The following is a 19,837-nucleotide window of genomic DNA, read 5'->3' as shown; positions in this document are numbered from 1 at the left end:
GTGACGGCCGCATGGCGCTTCGACGCCATCGGCACGTCGTGGGAGATCGAGACGCCCCGGCCCCTCGGCGACGGCGCGCGCGAGCGGATCGCCCGCGCCGTCGCCGCGTTCGACGCGGACTGGTCGCGGTTCCGCGCCGACTCGGTCGTGTCCCGTCTCGGCGAGGCGGGAGGGGAGACCGCAGCCCCCGCCGACGCCGCCGACATGCTCGCGCTCTACGCGGAGCTGTCGGACGCCACGGACGGCGCCGTGAACCCCCTCGTGGGCGGCTCGCTCGAGCGCCTCGGCTACGACCGCGCCTACTCGCTCCGCGCAGGCGACGCGGAGCCGGCGCCCGCCGACTGGCGCGAACGGCTCGCGTGGGATGGCGGGCGGCTGCGCCTGCGCGGACCCGCCGTCGTCGACGTGGGCGCCGTAGGCAAGGGCCGCCTCGTCGACATCGTGGCCGGGATGATCGAGGGCGACGTGGTCGTCGACGCGAGCGGCGACATCCGCGCACGGGGACCGCGGCAGCGCATCGCGCTCGAGCACCCCTACGACGCACGACGCGCGATCGGCGTCGTGACGATCGCCGACGAGGCGCTGTGCGCGTCGGCGGCCAACCGCCGCGCATGGGGCGACGGGCTGCATCATGTGCTGGACGCGCGCACGGGCCTCCCCGTGCGCACCGTCGTCGCGACGTGGGCGATCGCGCCGACGGCCATGACGGCGGATGCCGCGGCGACGGCCCTGTTCTTCGACGGCGGCCCCGCGTTCGCCCATGCCCACGACGTCGAGTGGGTGCGCGTGCTGTCGGACGGACGCGCAGAATGGTCACTCGGAGCCCGCATGACGCGGGGAGGAGCGGAGATCTTCACATGATCGGATCACTCACGGCGGCGTACCAGCGCGGCATGCGCGTCCTCGGGCGCCTCTCGATGTACCGGCTCGTGCTGTTCGCGCTCGCCGTGCTCGCCGTCATCGCATTCGCCCTGTCGTTCGCCGGGCTCGTGCTGCCCACCCCGGGCGCGCTCGTCGCGACCGCCGCCGTGCTCGTCGTCGTCGGCTCAGCGGTCGACGCGATCGCGCATCACGTGATCGGCACGCCGTGGCGCGTCGAGTCGACGCTCATCACCTCGGGCATCCTGCTCTTCGTCGTGCGGCCGGGCCTCGACGTGCCGACCCTCGCCGGCGCCGCGATCGCCGCGGCGGCCGCGGCGCTGTCGAAGTACCTCATCGTGTGGCGCGGGAGGCACATCCTGAACCCGGCCGCGGTCGGCGCCGCCGTCGCGACGCTGTCGACGCTCGGCGGCTCGGCGTGGTGGGTGGGGACACCCGCTCTCTTCGCCCCGCTGGCGCTTCTCGCGCTGCTCGTGCTCTGGCGCACCGAGAAGCTCCGGGTCGTGGCGCTGTTCCTCGCGGTGGCCGTCGTCTTCGGCACGACGAGGGCGATCGTGCAGCTCTTCGCCGCGGGCGCCTCCACGCCGCTCGAGACCCTCCTCCAGGGCGTCATCGTGCAGTCGCCGTACCTCTTCCTCGGCGCCTTCATGCTCTCCGAGCCGCTCACCCTGCCACCGCGCCGTCGCCAGCAGTACCTCGTCGCCGTCGTCGTCGGCCTGCTCGCGGGATGGCCCATCCCGCTCGGGATCGTCACGCTCGGCCAGGAGCGCGCCCTGCTCATCGGCAACCTCGTGGCGTTCGCCTTCGCCGCGCGGGGCGCCGTGCGTCTCACCCTCGCCCGACGCCGTGCGCTGACGCCGACCGTGCAGGAGCTCTCGTTCACCGCGATGCGCCCTGTCGCGTTCGAGCCCGGTCAGTATCTCGAGCTCGACGTGCCGCATCGCCGGCCCGACGCGCGCGGCACACGGCGCGAGTTCTCGGTCTCGTCGGCGCCGGAGGAGCTGCCGACGATCCGCATCGCGTTCCGCGAGGGGCGAGCGGAGACCCTGTCGAGCTACAAGCGCGCGCTCGCGGAGGCCGCGGAGGGCGACGTGCTCGCGGTGACGGGCGTCTGGGGAGATTTCGTGCTGCCGCGTTCAACCGACGCACCCGTGCTCATGGTCGCGGCGGGCATCGGCGTGACGCCGTTCGTCTCGCAGCTGCGCCACCTGCAGCTCGCCGGAGAGCGGCGCGACATCGTGCTCGTGCTCGTGGCGTCGAGCGCGGCGGAGCTCCCGTACCGCGCCGAGCTCGAGGACACCGGGGTGCGCACGGTCGTGTGCACGCCGGACGAACCCGCCGCGCTGCCCGCGCACTGGTCGTGGTGGGGCGGCGGCCGGCTCACGGCTGACGGCCTGGGGGAGGCCGTGCCCGACCTCGCGACGCGGCGCGCCTACGTCTCGGGCCCGCCCGCGCTCATCGCGGATCTCGCGCCCGCGCTCGCGCGCGCCCGCTCGCTCACGACCGACGCCTTCGCCGGGTACTGAGGTCCCGCTTGCGCGGTGCGGTGATCCGCGTGGCACTGCACTCGCCGCACGACGATGCGTGCCGCACACGCACCGCACGGCGCCAGCCGGACCCGTGTGCGCATCCGGCACCGAAACGCGCGGGGAGACCCGCTGCACTGGACAGCCGAACCGTCCGTGCGCCCGTGAACCGCATGGACGCCGCCGACGAGCCTGGGCAGCAACACTAGGCCACACGAGAAGCCCGGCGGCGCATCCCCCGAGAGGAGATGCGCCGCCGGGCGGCGGAGCGGGGGCGGTCAGCGCCGGGTGATGTCGGTCACCGTGCCGTGGTCGAGCCGCAGACGGCGACGCGCACGGCGCGCGACGGCCGAGTCGTGCGTCACGAGGATGAGCGTGAGCCCCTCCGCGTTGAGCCGCTCGAGCAGATCCATGATCTCGTCGCGCGTGTGCTCGTCGAGGTTGCCCGTCGGCTCGTCGGCGAGCAGCACCTTCGGCTGCTTCGCGATCGCCCGCGCGATGGCGACGCGCTGCTGCTGGCCGCCCGACAGCTCGGTCGGCAGGTGGTCGGCGCGCTCGGAGAGCCCGACGTGCGCGAGCGCCTCGGCGACCCGGGCGTCGCGCTCGTCCTTCGCGAGCCCGAGCGGCTCGAGCCCCATCGCGACGTTCTCCTTGGCGGTGAGCGTCGGGATCAGGTTGAAGCCCTGGAACACGAAGCCGATCTCGCCGGCGCGCAGCCTTCCGAGATCCTTCGCCGAGGCCGCCCCGAGCGAGGCGCCCGCGATCGAGATCGCGCCCTTGGTCGGCGTGTCGAGGGCGCCCAGGAGCTGCAGGAGCGTCGACTTGCCGCCGCCCGTCGGGCCCTGGATGGTGACGAAGTCGCCCTGCTCGATCTCGAGGTCGACGTTCTTGAGCGCACGGACCTCCCGGCCCTTCGCGGTGTAGGTCTTCTGGACGCCCTCGAGCGCATACAGCGTGGTCATGATGTTCTCCTTGTCCTGTCCGCGCTCAGCCGACCGAGCGCAGCGCCTCGGCGGGGCTCAGCCGAGCGGCCCGCCATCCGCCGATCGCGCCGGCCACGAGTCCGCCCGCGACGGCGAGCGCCACCGCGATGATGATGATGGTCGCGTCGAGCGGTGCCGAGAGCGTGATGTCGCTCGCCGTCTCGGCCATGGCGCCGAAGCCGCCGCCCATGCCGCCCATGCCGCCCATGCCGCCCTCGCCGCCAGGCCCTGCGGCCGTCGCGGTGGATGCCGTCGAGATGGTCGGCTGCACGACGTTGATGATGACGGCGCCGACGACGCCGAGTGCGACGCCCACGGCCCCGCCGATGAGCCCCTGCACGACCGACTCCCCGGCGACCTGGCGGACGACCCGGCCGTTCGTCCAGCCGATGGCCTTGAGCGTTCCGAACTCCCGTGTACGGCGCGAGACGCCCGAGATCGTGAACAGCACGGCGAGCAGAACGGCGACGGCGAGCACGATGACCGACAGCCACGTGCCGAGGCTCGTGATGAGGCTCGACGCGCTCGACAGCGAACCGGACACGGTCGAGGCGAGGTCGGACTGCGAGCTCACGGTCGCGTCGGGCAGCTCGTCCTCGAGGGTGGTCTGCACGGTCGCGATGTCGCCGGCCGACGCGGCCTGCACGTACACGGTCGAGACGACGTCGCCCGCACCGGAGAGGTCCTGCGCGACGTCGAGGGGGATGAAGACGTCGGCGGCGGTGTCGGCGGAGTCCGACGTGGAGGCCGCGACGCCGACGATCTCGAACTCCTCGCCGCCGAGCTCGACGGTGTCGCCCACGGCGAGCTCGTTGGTGGACGCGTACGTCGCGTCGACGACGGCGACGTACGACCCCGCGTCGTCCGACGCGAGCGCCCGGCCGTCGGAGACCTCGACCGAGGAGAGCGGGCCGACCGTCGATGCGGCGTCGTCGACGCCCAGCACGCTGATCGAGTTCAGGTCGAACGAGCCGCCGCCGAAGCCGCCCCCGCCGCCCTGCGGCATCTCGCCCTCCGACGGCGCCGTCTGCGTCGCGTCTCCCGTGTCGGTCGAGTCGGTCGGCGCGCTCGGGAGCTCGCCGTCGAACGTGACGTTCGTGAGGGCGAGCGCGCCGGAGACGGCGGACACGCCGTCGGTCCCGGCCGCGGTGTCGACGACGGACGACTCCAGCGTGGAGCGCCCCATCTCGGTCGTGAGGCGCGACTGGCTGACCTCGGTCGTGCCGTCGTCGGCTGTGGCTCCGTCGTCCTCGCCGAACTCGAAGCGCTGGCCGCCGCCCTCTCCGGGCTCGGCGGCCGCACCGGTCACGGTGAGGTCGGTGCCGACACCGTAGACGGACTCGAGCGCCTGGTTCTGCGCGTCGCGCACGCCCGCCGACAGCGCGTTGACGATGATGACGAGCGCGATGGCGATCGCGAGTCCTGCCGCGACGATGATCGTCTGCTTCTTGCGGCCCGCGAGTTCTCGTCGCAGGTAGGTTCCGAACATGGGGTCTCCCTTTTCGCCGCTCCCGGCGAGCGGCCGAGGTCGACCGTAGGGACGCCGCTCATGGCGCGCATGTGCGGAGGTTATGAGCGGCTTATGAACGGGTCCGAGGACTCACAGCGCGCACATAGCCCGCGCCATAGCAAGCGCATAGGAACGGGCGCACAATGAGAGCCATGACAACGACCGCCCGCACCCCTTCGCCCGCCCTGACACGTCCCGACGGCTCGCCCGTGCGCGTGCTCGTCGTCGACGACGAGCAGATGCTCACCGACCTGCTCTCCATGGCGCTCCGCATGGAGGGCTGGGAGGTCCGCTCGGCGGGCAGCGGCTTCGAAGCGCTGCAGGCCGTGCGCGACTTCGATCCGGACGCCCTCGTGCTCGACGTCATGATGCCCGACCTCGACGGGATGGGCGTGCTCCAGCGCCTGCGCCAGAACGAGAACGACGTGCCCGTGCTCTTCCTGACGGCCAAGGACTCCGTCACCGACCGCGTCGCCGGCCTCACGGCGGGCGGCGACGACTACGTCACCAAGCCGTTCAGCCTCGAAGAGGTCGTCGCCCGCCTGCGCGCGCTCATGCGCCGCGCCGGCACCGCCCTCGCCGCCGACGAGGAGCCGATCCTGCGCGTCGCCGACCTGACGCTCAACGAGGACAGCCACGAGGTGGAGCGCGCAGGCCAGTCCATCGAGCTCACGGCGACCGAGTTCGAGCTGCTGCGCTACCTCATGCGCAATCAGCGCCGCGTGCTGTCGAAGGCGCAGATCCTCGACCGCGTCTGGCACTACGACTTCGGCGGCAAGTCGAGCGTCGTGGAGCTCTACATCTCCTACCTCCGGAAGAAGATCGACGCGGGCCGCGACGCGCTCATCCACACCGTGCGGGGCGCGGGGTACATGATCAAGGCGCCTCAGTGAGCGCGGCCGCGGCCGCGGAGGCCGCGCCGGCTCCGCTCCGGGGGCTGCGGAAGCTGAGCTTCGAGGCGCGGCTCATGATCACGGTCGTGGGCATCGTGTCGGTCATCCTCGCGATCATCACGACGCTCACGAGCGTGATCCTGAGCAGCGTCCTCGACAGCCAGCTGACCGACGAGGTGCAGTCCTCGTCGCAGGCGGTGGAGCAGTCGCTCCTCGCAGCCATCCAGAACGGCGAGTCGGCGTCGTCGGCGCTGCGCGACCGCCCCGTGGCACCGGGGTTCCTCTTCATCTACGAGACGAGCGTGAGCGGGGCGTCCGGCGCCTACATGGGCGACGACCGCCAGCCCGTCGCCCTCACGGACGCGCAGGTCGACGCCGTCATCGACCTCGTCGACCGTCGGACATCGGGCACGGTCGTGATCGACGGCGTCGGGACCTACCGCATCCTCGCGAACGACCCCTCGTCTCCCGTCACGGTCATCGCCGGACTGCCCACCGCGGAGGTGCAGGGCACGATCGGCCGGCTGTGGACGACCGTCCTGTTCGCGACGATCGGCGGGATGATCCTGCTCGGCATCGCGACGATGCTCGTCATCCGCACGGGGCTGCGGCCGCTGCGCGCCGTCGCGGAGACCGCCCGCCGGGTCGCCGAGCAGCCCCTCGACCAGGGCGCCGTCTCGATCGACGAGCGCGTGCCGCACGAGCAGGCCGATCCGCGCACCGAGATCGGGCAGGTGGGCGCGTCGCTCAACACGCTGCTCGATCACGTCGAGACGTCGCTGCACGCGCGGCAGCGCAACGAAGAGCTCATGCGGCGCTTCGTCGCGGACGCGAGCCACGAACTGCGCACGCCTCTCGCCTCCATCCGCGGCTACTCCGAGCTGTCGCTGCGGGACCCCGAGCTGACCGACAACACCGAGCAGGCGCTCGAGCGCATCCAGGCCCAGTCGATCCGCATGACATCGCTCGTGGAGGACCTGCTGCTGCTGGCCAGGCTCGACGAGGGCCAGGAGATCGTGCTGGGAGCGGTCGACCTCACGCAGCTCGCGGTCGAGGCGATCGCGGACCAGCAGGCCGCGGGTCCGGGACACGACTGGGCGGTCGACGTCCCGGAGGAGCCGGTCATCATCGCCGGCGACCGCGGACGCCTCACCCAGGTCGTCGTCAACCTGCTCGCCAACGCGCGAACGCACACGCCGGACGGCACGCACGTGACCCTCGGCCTGCGGATCGAGGGAGAGGGCGGCGCGACGCGCGCCGTGCTGACCGTGCACGACGACGGCCCCGGCATCGACGAGGAGCTGCAGCGCGAGCTCTTCACCCGCTTCGCACGCGGCGACAGGTCGCGTGCCCGGAAGACCGGCGGCACGGGCCTCGGCCTCTCGATCGCGAAGGCGATCGTCGACGCCCACCACGGTGCCATCTCGGTGCGCAGCGCCCCCGGCGACACGACGTTCGAGGTGCGCCTGCCCGCCCGTCCGGTCGGGCACTCCGCGCTCTGACCCGCTGGGGCTCCGGCTGCGTGGTCGTCGAGCGGGGGAGCGCAGCGACGGAGCCGAAACGGGGCGAGCCGCCCTCGGGAACGGATCCCGGGGCGGCTCGTTCGCGCGGGACCGTCAGTGCGTGTCCTCGGCCTCGATCTCGGTGCGGTCGCCGGACCACTGCGTGTGGAACGTGCCCTCCTTGTCGATGCGCTTGTAGGTGTGCGCGCCGAAGAAGTCGCGCTGGCCCTGCACGAGGGCGGCGGGCAGGCGCTCGGCTCGGATGCCGTCGTAGTACGCGAGCGACGACGAGAACGCCGGCGAGGGGATGCCCGCCTGCGTCGCGGCGATCACGACGCGGCGCCATGCCGCCTGTCCGCGCGTGAGCGCGTCGGCGAAGTACGGCGCGGTCGCGAGCACGGGCAGGTCGGTCTGGGCGGCGTAGGCGTCGGCGATGCGGTTGAGGAACTGGGCGCGGATGATGCAGCCCGCGCGCCAGATCTTCGACACGGCGCCGAGGTCGATCGTCCAGCCGTACTCGGCGGCGCCGGCGCGGATCTCGTCGAAGCCCTGCGAGTAGGCGATGATCTTCGACGCGAACAGGGCCTGGCGCACGTCCTCGATGAACGCGTCGGCGTCGGCCACCTGGAACTCCTCGTCGGGTCCGGGCAGCGCCGCGGCGACCGCGCGCTGCTCGGGGTGCGACGACAGCGAGCGCGCGAAGGTGGCCTCGGCGATGCCCGAGACGGGCACACCCAGCGACAGGGCCGTCTGCACGGTCCAGGCGCCCGTGCCCTTGGCGCCGGCCTGGTCGAGGATGACGTCGACGAGCGGCTTGCCCGTCTCGGCGTCGATCTGGCGCAGCACCTCGGCGGTGATCTCGATGAGGTACGACTCCAGCTCGCCCGTGTTCCATTCGGCGAACACGTCGGCGATCTCGGCGGGGGTCTTGCCCGTGCCGCGGCGGATGAGGTCGTACGCCTCGGCGATGAGCTGCATGTCGGCGTACTCGATGCCGTTGTGCACCATCTTCACGAAGTGGCCGGCGCCGTCGTGGCCGACGTGCGTGACGCACGGCTCGCCCTCGGCGACGGCGGCGATCGACTTCAGGATGGGGCCGAGGGTGATCCACGACTCGTCGGAGCCGCCGGGCATGATCGAGGGCCCCGTGAGCGCACCCTCCTCGCCGCCCGAGATGCCGGCGCCGACGAAGTTGATGCCGGTCTCGCGGACGGCCTTCTCACGGCGGATGGTGTCGGGGAAGTAGGCGTTGCCGCCGTCCACGATGATGTCGCCCGGCTCGAAGACCTCGACGAGCGAGTCGATGACGGCGTCGGTGGGGCGGCCCGCCTTGACCATGATGATCGCCGTTCGCGGCTTCGAGAGCGATGCCGCGAACTCCTCGTACGAGAAGGCGGGGATGAAGCCGGCCTCGGGGTGGGCCGCGATCAGCTCGTCGGTCTTCGAGCGGCTGCGGTTGAACACGGCCACCGTGTTTCCCTCGCGGCTGGCGAGGTTGCGGGCGAGGTTGGAACCCATCACGGCGAGGCCAACGACCCCGATGTTCGCACTGGCGGGGGTCGATGAAGCGTCGGTCACGCGCTACTCCTTGAACACGAGAAAAGTCGGACGTGCCCCAGGCTAGTCGCCTCGCGGCTCACGTGCGTCGCCGTGACGGTGTGAGCCGGCCGTCAGGCGTCCGTCACTTGTCGTAGGAGTTCTGGCGTCCGAGGGTGAAGAAGGCGCCCGTGATCAGGACCGCCGCGACGATCGACACCCCTCCGATGACCCAGGCGAGGATGTGCGAGGCGAGTGCGCCGTCGATCATGGCGGATGCTCCTTCGTGTGCGGTGTCGGATGGCCGTAGGGCCCCGTCCATCGTAAGCGGCGACGGGTTAGCCTCGGTCCATGTCCCGCGACGGATGGCGGCCCGATGTGCTCGGCGGAGGATTCGCCCAGCGCACGCTGCCGCTGGGCGAGGACGGGGAGGGCCCCGTCGTCGCGACCCTCGTCCGCCTGCTTCCCGAGCGCCGGCTGCTCGTGCGCCGGCCGCTCGACGACGTCGATGTGCTGTACGTCCACGGATGGTCCGACTACTTCTTCCAGACCCGGCTCGCGCGGTTCTGGACGGAGCGCGGCGCGCGGTTCTTCGCCCTCGACCTCCGCAAGTACGGGCGCAGCCTCCGTGACGGCCAGACGCCCGGCTACGTCTCCGACCTCGCCGTGTACGACGCCGACATCGCGGCAGCGCTCGAGGCGATGGCCGACAGGCCGGCCGACCAGCCGGGTCGTCGCCTCGTCCTCGTCGGGCATTCCACAGGCGGCTTGACCCTCAGCCTGTGGGCCGCGCGCCACCCCGGCGTCGCGACCGCCCTCGTGCTCAACAGCCCGTGGCTCGAGTTCCAGCTGAGCGGCGTGCGCCCCGCGATCGCGCCCGTCGTGCAGATGCAGGCGCGCTGGCGCCCCATGGACGCGGCGCCGCAGATCGACCTCGGCTTCTACGCCCGCGCGCAGCAGGAGGCCGCCGACCCCGACGATCCGGTCGTCGTGGACCCGCGGTGGAGGCCCGAGGTGAGCATGACGGTCCACGCCGGATGGCTGCACGCCGTTCTCGAAGGGCACGCGCAGGTCGCGCGCGGCCTCGCCATCGAGGCGCCGGTGTGCGTGCTCCTGTCGGCGCGCAGTGCGACGCCGACACGATGGTCGGACGACCTCACGCGCGCCGACTCCGTCCTCGTCGTCGACGACATCGCGCGCGCGGCGCTGCGTCTCGGGCCGAGCGTGACGATCGAGCGCATCGACGGCGCCCTCCACGACGTCTTCCTGTCGCGCCCGGACGCGCGGCGGCTGGCCTATGCGCGCCTGGGCCGCTGGACGACGGGCTTCGTGGAGCGCTGACGCGCGCCGTCATCTGGGAGCGGGCCGGTTCTCCCCCGGGGGGCGCGTCGGGTAGCATGGACGACGACCTCGGCGAGGGAGAACGCGGCGCGAGCGCTGCGACATCCGTGATCGACGCGGTGAAGCGGGCTCCATGCTCTCCTCACGCGCTGCGTTCGAGTCGAGAAAGACACCAGACCTCCATGCGGTCCGCTCGGCCGCGTGACCTCATCAGGGAGCACACTCATGGCTGATCAGAACAAGCTCGCGGCCGACGTCCGCACCGAGTTCGGCAAGGGCTTCGCGCGCCGCCTGCGCGCCGCCGGCAAGATCCCCGCCGTCCTCTACGGGCACGGCACCGAGCCCGTCCACCTCGCCCTCCCGGGCCACGAGACGGCGCTCATCGTCCGCCAGGCGAACGCGCTCCTCGAGCTCGACATCGAGGGCAAGGGCGCGCTCGCGCTCGTCAAGGACGTCCAGAAGGACCCGGTGCGCCAGATCATCGAGCACATCGACCTCCTCGTCGTGAAGAAGGGCGAGAAGATCACGGTCGACGTCCCCGTTACGGTCGTGGGCGAGTCGTTCTCGGGCACGATCGTCAACCTCGAGGCGGCGACGCTGTCGCTCGAGGTCGAGGCGACGCACATCCCCGAGCACGTCGAGGTCTCGGTCGAGGGTCTCGAGGACGGCGTGTCCATCCACGCCGGCGCCGTCGAGCTCCCGAAGGGCGCGACGCTCGCGGCCGACGCCGAGACGCTCGTCCTCACGATCCTCACGCCGCGCGGCGAGGCCGCCGACGAGGAGACCGAGGCCGCAGAGGGCGACGCGCCCGCAGCAGAGTAATCGGATCTCTCCACGCGAGGGGGTGCGACCTGGTCGCACCCCCTCGCGTCGTCTCGAGGAGGACGGAACATGGCGGACACCTGGCTCGTGGTCGGGCTCGGCAACCCCGGACCGCGGTACGAGCGGACCCGGCACAACATCGGGCAGATGGTGGTCGACGAGCTCGCGTCGCGGCGCTCGGCGGCGTTCCGCCCGCACAAGGCGAACGCGCGCGTCGCCGAGGGATGGCTGAGCCCCGGCGGCGCCAAGCTCGTCCTCGCCAAGCTCAACAGCTACATGAACGTGTCGGGCGGGCCGACGGTCAACCTCGCGAAGTTCTACGGCCTGGGCGCGGATCGCGTCATCGTCGTGCACGACGAGCTCGACATCCCCTTCGACACCATCAAGCTCAAGTCGGGCGGGGGGCACGGCGGACACAACGGAGTGCGCGACATCGCCAAGGCGCTCGCCACGCCCGACTTCGTGCGCGTCCGGGTCGGGATCGGCCGGCCGCCCGGCCGCCAGGACCCCGCCGACTGGGTGCTCGACGCGTTCGGCGCCGCGGAGCGCGCGACGCTGCCGATCCTCGTGTCGGACGCCGCCGACGCGGTCGAGCGGGTCGTCGAGGACGGCCTCGTGTCGGCGCAGCAGCGCTTCCACGCACCGCGCTGACCCGCGCACGGCGTCAGGCGACGGCGGCGTCCACGGCGTCGGGCGCGAGCGACCCGAGTCCGGCGGTCATCCCGATCGCGAAGAACGCCATCACGACGAAGAAGCCGAGCACGGCGACGACGAGCGCCGCGATGCCGGCGCCGCGCCCGCGGTGGAGGACGATGGCGACGATGCCCTGCACGAGTCCCCACGTCGCGAGCAGACCCCACAGCGCGAATCCGGCGCCGAGCCATCCGAAGGCCCGCAGGAAGACGGACAGGAACGCGCCGACCGATTCGTCGGGGATGTCGCCCGCCTCGTCGACGAGGCCGCCGATGTCCGCGAAGCCCTGCGCGCCGGCGTAGACGGCGACGGAGCCGATCACGACGCCCGCGACGGCGGCCGCGAGGGCGACGACGCCGAGGCCCGAGGGGCCGGGCGGCCGGGGAACGCGGACGGGATACGCGGGAGGCGGCGACGCGTACGACACGGTCAGACGCCCGTGCCGCCCGCGAGCCCGGCCGCGAAGCCGATGAAGGCGATCGTGCCGACGACGATCGGCGCGAGCACGGCGATGACGACGGCGGCGATCCCGGCGCCGCGTCCGCGCCGCCGGGCGATCGCGACGATGCCCTGCACGAGCGCCCAGATGCCGAGCGCCGTCGCCACCCACCACGTGATCTCGGCGGTCATCACGGCGTCGCGCACGGGCGCGAGGAGCGTCCAGTCGGGATCCTCGGCGGCGACCGTCTCGAGGAACCCGCTGCGCTCGGACTGCACGCCCACGAGGAACAGGCACACGGCGAGGACCACCGCTGCGCCGATGAGCGAGAGGAGGGAGAGCAGCAGCGCGACGCGTCCGGCCGCCTTCGAAGCGGGTGCCGCCTGCGGTGCCCCCAGCATCGTGCCGTAGCGCGCGTCGACCTGAGGCGCGTACGGCGCGGTCGGGGGATAGACGTAGGCGCCGGACTGCTGCACTCCCGGGACGACGCCCTCAGGAGACGACGGAGGGGTCGAGTACGGGGCCTGCTCGCCGTACGCGGGCTGCTCGCCGTACGCGGGCTGCTGGCCGTACGGCGGCTGAGCGGCGTACGGGGCGTCTCCCGGCGGCGTGTACGGGGGGAGCGGCGGGCGCGGCGGGTACCCGCCGGCATCGGGGGACGGCGAGGACTGGTCGGCGCTCATGCTCCCATCCTAGGAAGCGGCGGCCCCGTGTCCTACAGCCCGCATAGACTTCTCCGGTGACTGTGCAGGGGATCGTGAGTGCTCTGGAACAGGACGAGTCGTTCGGCGACGCGCTCGCGAGCGCGGCCGTCGACGCCGATCTCTCGCTCGTCGACGGGCTCGACGCGCCGCTGCTCGCGGCGCTCCTGCGGCGACGGCGCGCGGCAGGCCATCCGCCCGTCCTGCTCGCCGTCGCGCCCACGGGGCGCAGGGCGGAGAGCCTCGCCGCGGCGCTCGCCTGCGTGCTCCCCGAGGCGGAGGTGCGCGACTTCCCGGCGTGGGAGACGCTGCCGCACGAGCGGCTCAGCCCGAGCGCCGAGACGGTCGGGCGGCGGCTCGCGACGCTGCGGCGGATCGCGGAAGGCGGGGACCGGCCGCTCGTCGTGACGGCGTCCATCCGCGCGGCCATCCAGCCGCTCGCGCGCGGACTCGGCGACGTCGCGCCTGTGGAGCTGCGCGCGGGCGCCCGCGGGCACGACCTCGACGGCATCGTCGAGCGGCTCGTCGAGCTCGCCTACCACCGCGTCGACATGGTCTCGCGCCGCGGCGAGTTCGCCGTGCGCGGCGGCATCCTCGACGTCTTCCCGCCCGTCGCCGACCACCCGTACCGCATCGAGCTGTTCGGCGACGAGGTCGACCAGATCCGCGCGTTCTCGGTCGCCGACCAGCGCTCGCTGCCCGGCGACGTGCCGGAGGTCGAGCTTGTGCCGAGCCGCGAGCTGCTGCTCACGCCGGGCGTGCGCCAGCGCGCGCGGGAGCTGCAGCACGAGCACCCGGGGATCGGACAGATGCTCGAGCGGATGGCCGAGGGCATCCCCGTGGAGGGCATGGAGTCGCTCATCCCCGTGCTGTCGGGGCCGCTGGAGTCGCTTGTGGCCTACCTCCCTCGCGGGGCGGCTGTCGCGCTCGTCGATCCGGAGCGGGCGGTCTCGCGCGCGCTGACGCTGGGGGAGACGAACCGGGAGTTCCTGGAGGCCGCCTGGAGCGCCGCGACGAGCGGGGGCGCGGCGCCCATCAACCTGGAGGCCGGCGACTTCCTGTCGATCTCGGTGCTGCGCGACGACGTGCGGGCCGCCGGCGGCGTGTGGTGGTCGCTCAGCCCGTTCGACTCCGGCGCCGCGGAGATCGCCGCCGAGCTCGCGGCGCTCGACGACGACGACACCGTGATCGTGCCCGATCCGGGCGGGGCCGTCCGCGTGCGCGCCTCGGCCGCACCCGCCTTCCAGGGGAACGTCGACGGAGCGACGGCGCACATCGCCGACCTCGTGAGGGACGGATGGCGCGTCGTCGTCGCCGCGTCGGGAACAGGACTCGTCGAGCGCGCCCGCGACGTGCTGTCGGAGCGCGGGGTCGCCGCACGTGTCGTCGACGCGATCGACGCCCCGCCCGAGGCCGGCGTCGCGACGCTCGTGCGCGCCGACGTGGAGCGAGGCTTCGAGGTGGAGGGCGCCCGCCTCGCGGTCTTCACGGAGAGCGAGTTCTACGGACGGTCGATCGGCGGCGAGTCGCGCGGCGTGAAGAAGCTCGCCTCGCGGCGCCGCAACGTGGTCGACCCGCTGCAGCTGAAGCCGGGAGAGGTCGTCGTCCATGCCACGCACGGGATCGGCCGCTTCGTCGAGATGGCGCAGCGCGAGGTGTCCAGCGGCGGCCGCAACGCCGTCAAGACGACGCGCGACTACCTCGTCCTGGAGTACGCGCCCTCGAAGCGCGGGCGCCCCGGCGACAAGCTGTACGTGCCCACCGACCAGCTCGACCTGCTCTCGAAGTACGTCGGCGGCGAGGCGCCCGTGCTGTCGAAGATGGGCGGCAGCGACTGGGCGGCCGCGAAGAGCAAGGCGCGCAAGGCCGTCCGCGACATCGCCGTCGAGCTCGTGAAGCTCTACTCCGCGCGGATGGCCGCGAAGGGGCACGCCTTCGGTCCCGACACCCCGTGGCAGCGCGAGCTCGAGGAGGCGTTCCCGTTCGCGGAGACGCCCGACCAGCTGCAGACGATCGACGAGGTCAAGCGCGACATGGAGCGGCCCATCCCCATGGACCGCCTGCTGTCGGGCGACGTGGGCTTCGGCAAGACCGAGGTGGCCGTGAGGGCGGCGTTCAAGGCCATCCAGGACGGCAAGCAGGTGGCCATGCTCGTCCCGACCACCCTCCTCGTGAAGCAGCACATCGAGACGTTCCAGGACCGCTTCGCCGGCTTCCCCGTCAAGGTGCGCGCGCTGTCGCGCTTCCAGACCGACAAGGAGGCGCGCGAGACCATCCAGGGGCTGCAGGACGGCACGGTCGACATGGTCATCGGGACCCACCGCATCCTCACCGAGGCGGTGAGGTTCAAGGACCTCGGCCTCATGATCGTCGACGAGGAGCAGCGCTTCGGCGTCGAGCACAAGGACGCGCTCAAGAAGCTCAAGACCAACGTCGACATCCTCGCGATGAGCGCGACGCCCATCCCGCGCACGCTCGAGATGGCGGTGACGGGCATCCGCGAGATGTCGACCCTCGCGACGCCGCCCGAGGACCGCCATCCGATCCTGTCGTACGTCGGACCGAACAACGACAAGCAGATCGCGGCGGCCATCCGGCGCGAGATGCTGCGCGAGGGCCAGATCTTCTTCGTGCACAACCGCGTCCAGTCCATCCAGCGCGTCGCTGCGCACCTCGCAGAGCTCGTGCCCGACGCGCGCATCGCCGTCGCGCACGGCAAGATGAGCGAGAACCAGCTCGAGCAGGTCGTCGACGACTTCTGGGAGCGGAAGTTCGACGTGCTCGTCTGCACGACGATCATCGAGACCGGCATCGACATCGCCAACGCGAACACGATCATCATCGACCGCGCCGACAAGTACGGGCTCGCGCAGCTGCACCAGCTGCGCGGACGCGTGGGCCGCGGGCGCGAGCGCGCCTACGCGTACTTCGTGTACGACGAGGGCAAGCCGCTGTCGGAGACGGCGGCCGACCGCCTCGAGACGATCGCCGTGCACAACGACCTCGGCAGCGGCATCCAGGTCGCCATGAAGGACCTCGAGCTGCGCGGAGCCGGCAATCTGCTGGGCGCCGAGCAGGCGGGGCACATCGCGGGCGTCGGGTTCGACCTCTACCTGCGCATGATCGGCGAGGCGGTGGCGACCTTCCGCGGCGAGGAGGCCGACGGCCCCACCGAGCTGCGGCTCGAGCTGCCCGTCGAGGCGCGGCTCCCCGAGACGTACATCGACAGCGAGCGGCTGCGGCTCGAGGCCTACCAGAAGCTCTCCGCCGCGGCCACCGCGACGGCGAGGGACGACGCGATCGACCTCGTCGTCGAGGAGCTCGTCGACCGCTACGGCCCGACGCCGCCCGAGGTCGACGGTCTCGTCGCGGTCGCCCGGCTCCGCCGGCGCGCGGCGCAGGCGGGGCTCGCCGACGTCGTCGCGATGGGGCGGAACCTCCGCGTCGCGCCCGCGCACGTGCCCGACTCGATCAAGGTCCGCCTGCAGCGGCTCCATCCGGGAGCCAAGATCCTCAGCGGCGGCGAGGCCATGGTCGTCCCGCTCCCCGTCGTCGACGGGGAGCCGCTGGGCGACGCGGGGCTGCTCGCCTGGGTCGCGCAGCTGCTCGACGCGATCTTCCCGCTGCCGCCGAAGGAGGCGCCCGCCGCCGGGTAGGGTGGACGACGGTGTGCCGGGAAGTCTGGTCGGCGGCGGGCGCGAGACGCGCCCCGTCACGCGAACCCGAGAGGTCCCCATGATCGGTCTCCTGCGCTCCGAGCGCTTCCCCGCCTTCCTCCTGCTGGGCGCCGCCGCGCTCGGCCTCGTCGCGGCGAACAGCCCCGTGGCCGATGCCGTGATCTCGTTCAGCCACGCGCACCTCGCCGTGCCAGGCACGGCCCTCGACCTGTCGATCGCGCACTGGGGCGCCGACTTCCTGCTCGCGATCTTCTTCTTCGGGGTCGCCGTCGAGCTGCAGTACGAGCTCACGCGCGGCCAGCTGAACAGCGTCGCGCGCGCGGTGAAGCCGGCGATCGCGGCCGCCGGCGGCGTGATCATGCCGATCGCGATCTACCTGCTCGTCGCGGGCGGTCCCGAGACGCGCGACGGGTGGCCCATCCCCACGGCGACCGACATCGCGTTCGCGCTCGGCGTGCTCGCCGTGTTCGGGAAGGGGCTGCCGTCGACCGTGCGCGTCTTCCTCCTCGCGCTCGCGATCATCGACGACATCGTCGGCATCGTGTTCATCGCTGTGCTGTTCGCGACCGACGTCGACCTCGGCAGCCTCGCCATCGGCGTCGTGCTCGTCGTGGTGTTCGCCGTGCTGAGCCGCTTCGTCGGCGACCGCTCGAAGGTCGTGCTCGTGCCGCTCATGATCGTCGTCGCGCTCGCCGCATGGGTCCTCGTCTACCAGTCGGGCGTGCACGCGACGATCGCGGGCGTGCTGCTCGGCCTCGCCGTCCGGCAGGGCGAGGGCATGCGCGCGCGGCACGTCCTGGAGCCGTGGATCAACGGGCTCGTCCTTCCCGTCTTCGCGTTCTTCTCGGCGCTCGTGGTCATCCCGCAGGTGTCGCCCGACGAGCTGTCGCCGGCACTGTGGGGCATCCTCATCGGGCTGCCGGCCGGCAAGATCATCGGCATCGTGCTCTTCGGCTGGCTCGCCATGCTCATCCGCCCGCGCGGCACCGCGCCCGAGATCCGGGTGCCCGACCTCGTCGCGGCCGGAGCGCTCGGCGGCATCGGGTTCACGGTCTCGCTGCTGCTCGCGGGCCTCGCCTTCGCCGACGATGCGCTGCTGCGCGACGAGGCGGTGCTGGGCGTGCTCGGCGGCTCGGCGATCGCGCTCGTGCTCTCGGGCGTGCTCGTCTCGTGGCGCGCCCGCCACCACCGGCGGCTCGCGCAGATCTCGTGACGGGAGAGGATGGACGCGTGAGCGAAGCAGGCGATGAGCTGAAGAAGGCGGCGGACGTGATGCGGCAGGTGCACGAGCGGTGCGTGTGGTCGCAGACCATGACGCACGAGCGGCTCGTGCCCTACCTCGTCGAGGAGTCGGCCGAGCTCGTCGACGCCGTCGAGCGCGGCGACCGGGCCGAGCTGCGAGAGGAGCTCGGCGACCTCCTCTGGCAGGTGCTCTTCCACGCCGAGGTCGCCTCGCACGGCGACGTCGACCCGTTCGGCATCGACGACGTCGCGCGGGGCCTGTCCGAGAAGATGATCCGCCGCCATCCGCACGTCTTCGGAGACGAGACCGCAGAGACCCCCGAGCGCGTGCTCGAGCTGTGGAACGCCGCGAAGGCGCAGGAGAAGAGCGCGCGATCGTCGGTGCTCGACGGCGTCCCGCATGCGATGCCCGCGCTCGCCCTCGCCCAGAAGGTGCTCGGCAAGGGCGAGCAGGTGGGTGTGGGGCTCGAGCTCGCGGAGTCGGTCGCCGCGGCCGAGGCGATCGCCGCGGACGAGCCCGGCGTGCTCCCGGAGTCGGAGGAGGAGCTCGGCGACACGCTGCTCGGCCTCGTCGCGGTCGCGAGGGCCCGGGGGTGGGACGCGGAGCGCGCCCTCCGCACGGCCGTCCGCGACGTCGAGGACGCCATCCGGGAGGCCGAGGCGCCCTGACGCGTCATGGGAGAATGGGGGCGCTATGGCTTCCGTGAACCCGCCGCGCGGCATGCGCGACTTCCTCCCCGCTGACAAGGCCCGTCGCGAGCGCGTGCTCGCCGTCATCCGCGAGCGCTACCGCGCGCACGGGTTCGACGAGATCGAGACGCCCGTCATGGAGGAGTACGACCGGCTGCACGCGGGCGTCGGCGGCGACAACGAGAAGCTCGCCTTCAACGTGCTCAAGCGCGGTCTCGACGCCGATGCCGTGCGTGCAGCGGCGGACGACACCGCGCAGCTGAGCGACCTCGGGCTGCGGTACGACCTCACGGTGCCGCTGGCGCGCTTCTACGCGAGCCACCGCGCCGAGCTCCCGACCGTGTTCCGCTCCGTGCAGATCGCGCCGGTGTGGCGCGCCGAGCGCCCGCAGAAGGGACGCTACCGGCAGTTCGTGCAGTGCGACATCGACATCATGGGCGACGCGTCGGCGCGCGCCGAGGCCGAGCTCATCGCCGCGACGCTCGACGCGCTCGACGCGCTGGGCCTCGAGGGCGCGACCGTCCGCATCAACGACCGCCGCGCGCTCGACGCCATGCTCGACGTCTTCGGCTTCCCGGCGGACGAGCGCCCCGGCGTGCTCATCACGATCGACAAGCTCGACAAGATCGGCGCGTCGGGCGTCGTCGCCGAGCTGCGCGAGCGCGGGGCGTCGGATGCCGCCGCCTCCGCCTTCGAGGCGTTCCTCACGCGCCCGCAGACGCGCGAGCACCTGCCGTTCGGGGAGGCGCAGATCCGGCGGGCGCTGCCGGAGGGCGTGGACGACGAGATCGTCGCGCACCTCGTCGCCATCGGCGAGGCGGTCGGGGCGGCGCGCGGCGCGGACGCGGCGGGAGCGGAGCTCCCGCTCGCCTTCGATCCCTTCCTCGTGCGCGGCATGGGCTACTACACGGGCACCATCTACGAGATCGCGCACCCTTCGGCGCCCTACTCGCTGGGCGGCGGAGGCCGCTACGACGGCATGATCGGACGCTTCCTCGGACAGGACGTGCCGGCGGTCGGCTTCTCGATCGGCTTCGAGCGCATCGTAGACCTCGTGTCGCTCGCGGACGCCGAGGCGGCGGCCGCGGTCGTCCTCGTGCACGATCGCGATGCGCCCGTCGCGGAGCTCCTCGCGCTGAAGGCGCAGCTCGTCGCCGAGGGGTCGCGCGTGCGGCTCGAGCAGCGGACGAAGAACCTCAAGGCGCTTCTGGAGCGGGCGGCCGCCGACGGCTACACGGCGTTCGCGACGGTGTCGGCCGGCGCCTCCCGCGACGACCTCGCGCTCAAGCCCCTCGGCTGACCCCGGCATCCATCGCCTCTTCTCGTCCAACGGATATCCGTTGGACGAGAGCACACCCGGTTACGGCGAATCCGGTGTCCTCTCGGCACCCGGATGGGCTCTC

General features: G+C 72.5%; 17 protein-coding genes. 11 read left to right on the top strand and 6 right to left on the bottom strand.

The features are described 5' to 3' along the window. Both ABD998_RS04835 and ABD998_RS04830 read left to right on the top strand, forming a co-directional pair. On the top strand, positions 1-861 hold the full coding sequence (locus ABD998_RS04835) for an FAD:protein FMN transferase (RefSeq protein ID WP_345436476.1): 861 nt from the start codon (positions 1-3) through the stop codon (positions 859-861). Next, entirely contained in the window at positions 858-2,405 is a 1,548-nt protein-coding gene (locus ABD998_RS04830) for an FAD-dependent oxidoreductase (RefSeq protein ID WP_345436474.1), read from the top strand. Before ABD998_RS04835 ends, ABD998_RS04830 begins: the two co-directional genes overlap by 4 nt. 278 nt (positions 2,406-2,683) lie before the next feature. Here the strand turns inward: ABD998_RS04830 and ABD998_RS04825 are convergent, their stop codons facing one another. Both ABD998_RS04825 and ABD998_RS04820 read right to left on the bottom strand, forming a co-directional pair. After that, positions 2,684-3,367, bottom strand: a complete 684-nt coding sequence (locus tag ABD998_RS04825) for an ABC transporter ATP-binding protein (protein WP_345436472.1) — start codon at positions 3,365-3,367, stop codon at positions 2,684-2,686. Between the two features lie 25 nt (positions 3,368-3,392). Further along, entirely contained in the window at positions 3,393-4,877 is a 1,485-nt protein-coding gene (locus tag ABD998_RS04820; protein ID WP_345436470.1) for an ABC transporter permease, read from the bottom strand. A 164-nt stretch (positions 4,878-5,041) separates the two neighbouring features. Here ABD998_RS04820 and ABD998_RS04815 point away from each other — a divergent pair, with 164 nt between their 5' ends. After that, entirely contained in the window at positions 5,042-5,791 is a 750-nt protein-coding gene (locus ABD998_RS04815) for a response regulator transcription factor (protein WP_425562938.1), read from the top strand. Further along, entirely contained in the window at positions 5,788-7,293 is a 1,506-nt protein-coding gene (locus ABD998_RS04810) for a sensor histidine kinase (RefSeq protein WP_345436466.1), read from the top strand. The genes ABD998_RS04815 and ABD998_RS04810 overlap by 4 nt, the downstream gene beginning before the upstream one ends. A gap of 114 nt (positions 7,294-7,407) precedes the next feature. On the opposite strand, the gene gndA is transcribed toward ABD998_RS04810, so the two are convergent. Next, on the bottom strand, positions 7,408-8,871 hold the full coding sequence (gndA, locus tag ABD998_RS04805) for an NADP-dependent phosphogluconate dehydrogenase (RefSeq protein WP_345436464.1): 1,464 nt from the start codon (positions 8,869-8,871) through the stop codon (positions 7,408-7,410). A gap of 103 nt (positions 8,872-8,974) precedes the next feature. After that, a complete protein-coding gene (locus tag ABD998_RS04800; RefSeq protein WP_345436462.1) occupies positions 8,975-9,100 on the bottom strand; it encodes a hypothetical protein in 126 nt (41 codons plus the stop codon). A gap of 80 nt (positions 9,101-9,180) precedes the next feature. Between ABD998_RS04800 and ABD998_RS04795 the strand changes: the two genes are divergently transcribed. From ABD998_RS04795 to pth, 3 genes are all read left to right on the top strand, one after another. Continuing rightward, a complete protein-coding gene (locus tag ABD998_RS04795; protein ID WP_345436460.1) occupies positions 9,181-10,170 on the top strand; it encodes an alpha/beta hydrolase in 990 nt (329 codons plus the stop codon). A gap of 225 nt (positions 10,171-10,395) precedes the next feature. Continuing rightward, a complete protein-coding gene (locus ABD998_RS04790; RefSeq protein ID WP_345436458.1) occupies positions 10,396-10,992 on the top strand; it encodes a 50S ribosomal protein L25/general stress protein Ctc in 597 nt (198 codons plus the stop codon). A gap of 69 nt (positions 10,993-11,061) precedes the next feature. Beyond that, positions 11,062-11,643 (top strand): aminoacyl-tRNA hydrolase, encoded by a 582-nt coding sequence (gene pth / locus ABD998_RS04785; protein WP_345436455.1) that lies wholly within the window; start codon positions 11,062-11,064, stop codon positions 11,641-11,643. 13 nt (positions 11,644-11,656) lie between these two features. Here the strand turns inward: pth and ABD998_RS04780 are convergent, their stop codons facing one another. Together ABD998_RS04780 and ABD998_RS04775 are read right to left on the bottom strand one after the other, a co-directional pair. After that, positions 11,657-12,112: a hypothetical protein gene (locus ABD998_RS04780; RefSeq protein WP_345436453.1), complete on the bottom strand. Its 456-nt coding sequence runs from the start codon at positions 12,110-12,112 to the stop codon at positions 11,657-11,659. A 2-nt stretch (positions 12,113-12,114) separates the two neighbouring features. Next, a complete protein-coding gene (locus ABD998_RS04775) occupies positions 12,115-12,807 on the bottom strand; it encodes a hypothetical protein (protein WP_345436451.1) in 693 nt (230 codons plus the stop codon). A gap of 56 nt (positions 12,808-12,863) precedes the next feature. Between ABD998_RS04775 and mfd the strand changes: the two genes are divergently transcribed. The 4 genes from mfd (at position 12,864) to hisS (ending at position 19,734) form a co-directional block, all read left to right on the top strand. Then, positions 12,864-16,481 (top strand): transcription-repair coupling factor, encoded by a 3,618-nt coding sequence (gene mfd / locus ABD998_RS04770; RefSeq protein ID WP_345436449.1) that lies wholly within the window; start codon positions 12,864-12,866, stop codon positions 16,479-16,481. 79 nt (positions 16,482-16,560) lie between these two features. After that, the gene (locus ABD998_RS04765; protein WP_345436446.1) at positions 16,561-17,715 is read left to right on the top strand and encodes a Na+/H+ antiporter NhaA; all 1,155 of its coding nucleotides are present in this window, start codon (positions 16,561-16,563) and stop codon (positions 17,713-17,715) included. 59 nt (positions 17,716-17,774) lie between these two features. Then, positions 17,775-18,413: a nucleoside triphosphate pyrophosphohydrolase gene (locus ABD998_RS04760; protein WP_345436930.1), complete on the top strand. Its 639-nt coding sequence runs from the start codon at positions 17,775-17,777 to the stop codon at positions 18,411-18,413. A 25-nt stretch (positions 18,414-18,438) separates the two neighbouring features. Then, a complete protein-coding gene (gene hisS, locus ABD998_RS04755; protein ID WP_345436444.1) occupies positions 18,439-19,734 on the top strand; it encodes a histidine--tRNA ligase in 1,296 nt (431 codons plus the stop codon). Positions 19,735-19,837: the final 103 nt, after the last annotated feature.

It is taken from the genome of Microbacterium gilvum (assembly GCF_039543865.1).
GTDB lineage: Bacteria > Actinomycetota > Actinomycetes > Actinomycetales > Microbacteriaceae > Microbacterium > Microbacterium gilvum.
This window is presented reverse-complemented; position numbering and strand designations above follow the sequence as displayed.

What these genes read in the sequence shown, in the direction of transcription:
- ABD998_RS04830 (WP_345436474.1), top strand. Translation starts at nt 858, where the DNA reads ATGATCGGATCACTCACGGCGGCGTACCAGCGCGGCATGCGCGTCCTC.
- ABD998_RS04825 (WP_345436472.1), bottom strand. Translation starts at nt 3,367, where the DNA reads ATGACCACGCTGTATGCGCTCGAGGGCGTCCAGAAGACCTACACCGCG.
- ABD998_RS04820 (WP_345436470.1), bottom strand. Translation starts at nt 4,877, where the DNA reads ATGTTCGGAACCTACCTGCGACGAGAACTCGCGGGCCGCAAGAAGCAG.
- ABD998_RS04815 (WP_425562938.1), top strand. Translation starts at nt 5,042, where the DNA reads ATGAGAGCCATGACAACGACCGCCCGCACCCCTTCGCCCGCCCTGACA.
- ABD998_RS04800 (WP_345436462.1), bottom strand. Translation starts at nt 9,100, where the DNA reads ATGATCGACGGCGCACTCGCCTCGCACATCCTCGCCTGGGTCATCGGA.
- ABD998_RS04795 (WP_345436460.1), top strand. Translation starts at nt 9,181, where the DNA reads ATGTCCCGCGACGGATGGCGGCCCGATGTGCTCGGCGGAGGATTCGCC.
- ABD998_RS04790 (WP_345436458.1), top strand. Translation starts at nt 10,396, where the DNA reads ATGGCTGATCAGAACAAGCTCGCGGCCGACGTCCGCACCGAGTTCGGC.
- pth (WP_345436455.1), top strand. Translation starts at nt 11,062, where the DNA reads ATGGCGGACACCTGGCTCGTGGTCGGGCTCGGCAACCCCGGACCGCGG.
- ABD998_RS04775 (WP_345436451.1), bottom strand. Translation starts at nt 12,807, where the DNA reads ATGAGCGCCGACCAGTCCTCGCCGTCCCCCGATGCCGGCGGGTACCCG.
- ABD998_RS04765 (WP_345436446.1), top strand. Translation starts at nt 16,561, where the DNA reads ATGATCGGTCTCCTGCGCTCCGAGCGCTTCCCCGCCTTCCTCCTGCTG.
- ABD998_RS04760 (WP_345436930.1), top strand. Translation starts at nt 17,775, where the DNA reads ATGCGGCAGGTGCACGAGCGGTGCGTGTGGTCGCAGACCATGACGCAC.
- hisS (WP_345436444.1), top strand. Translation starts at nt 18,439, where the DNA reads ATGGCTTCCGTGAACCCGCCGCGCGGCATGCGCGACTTCCTCCCCGCT.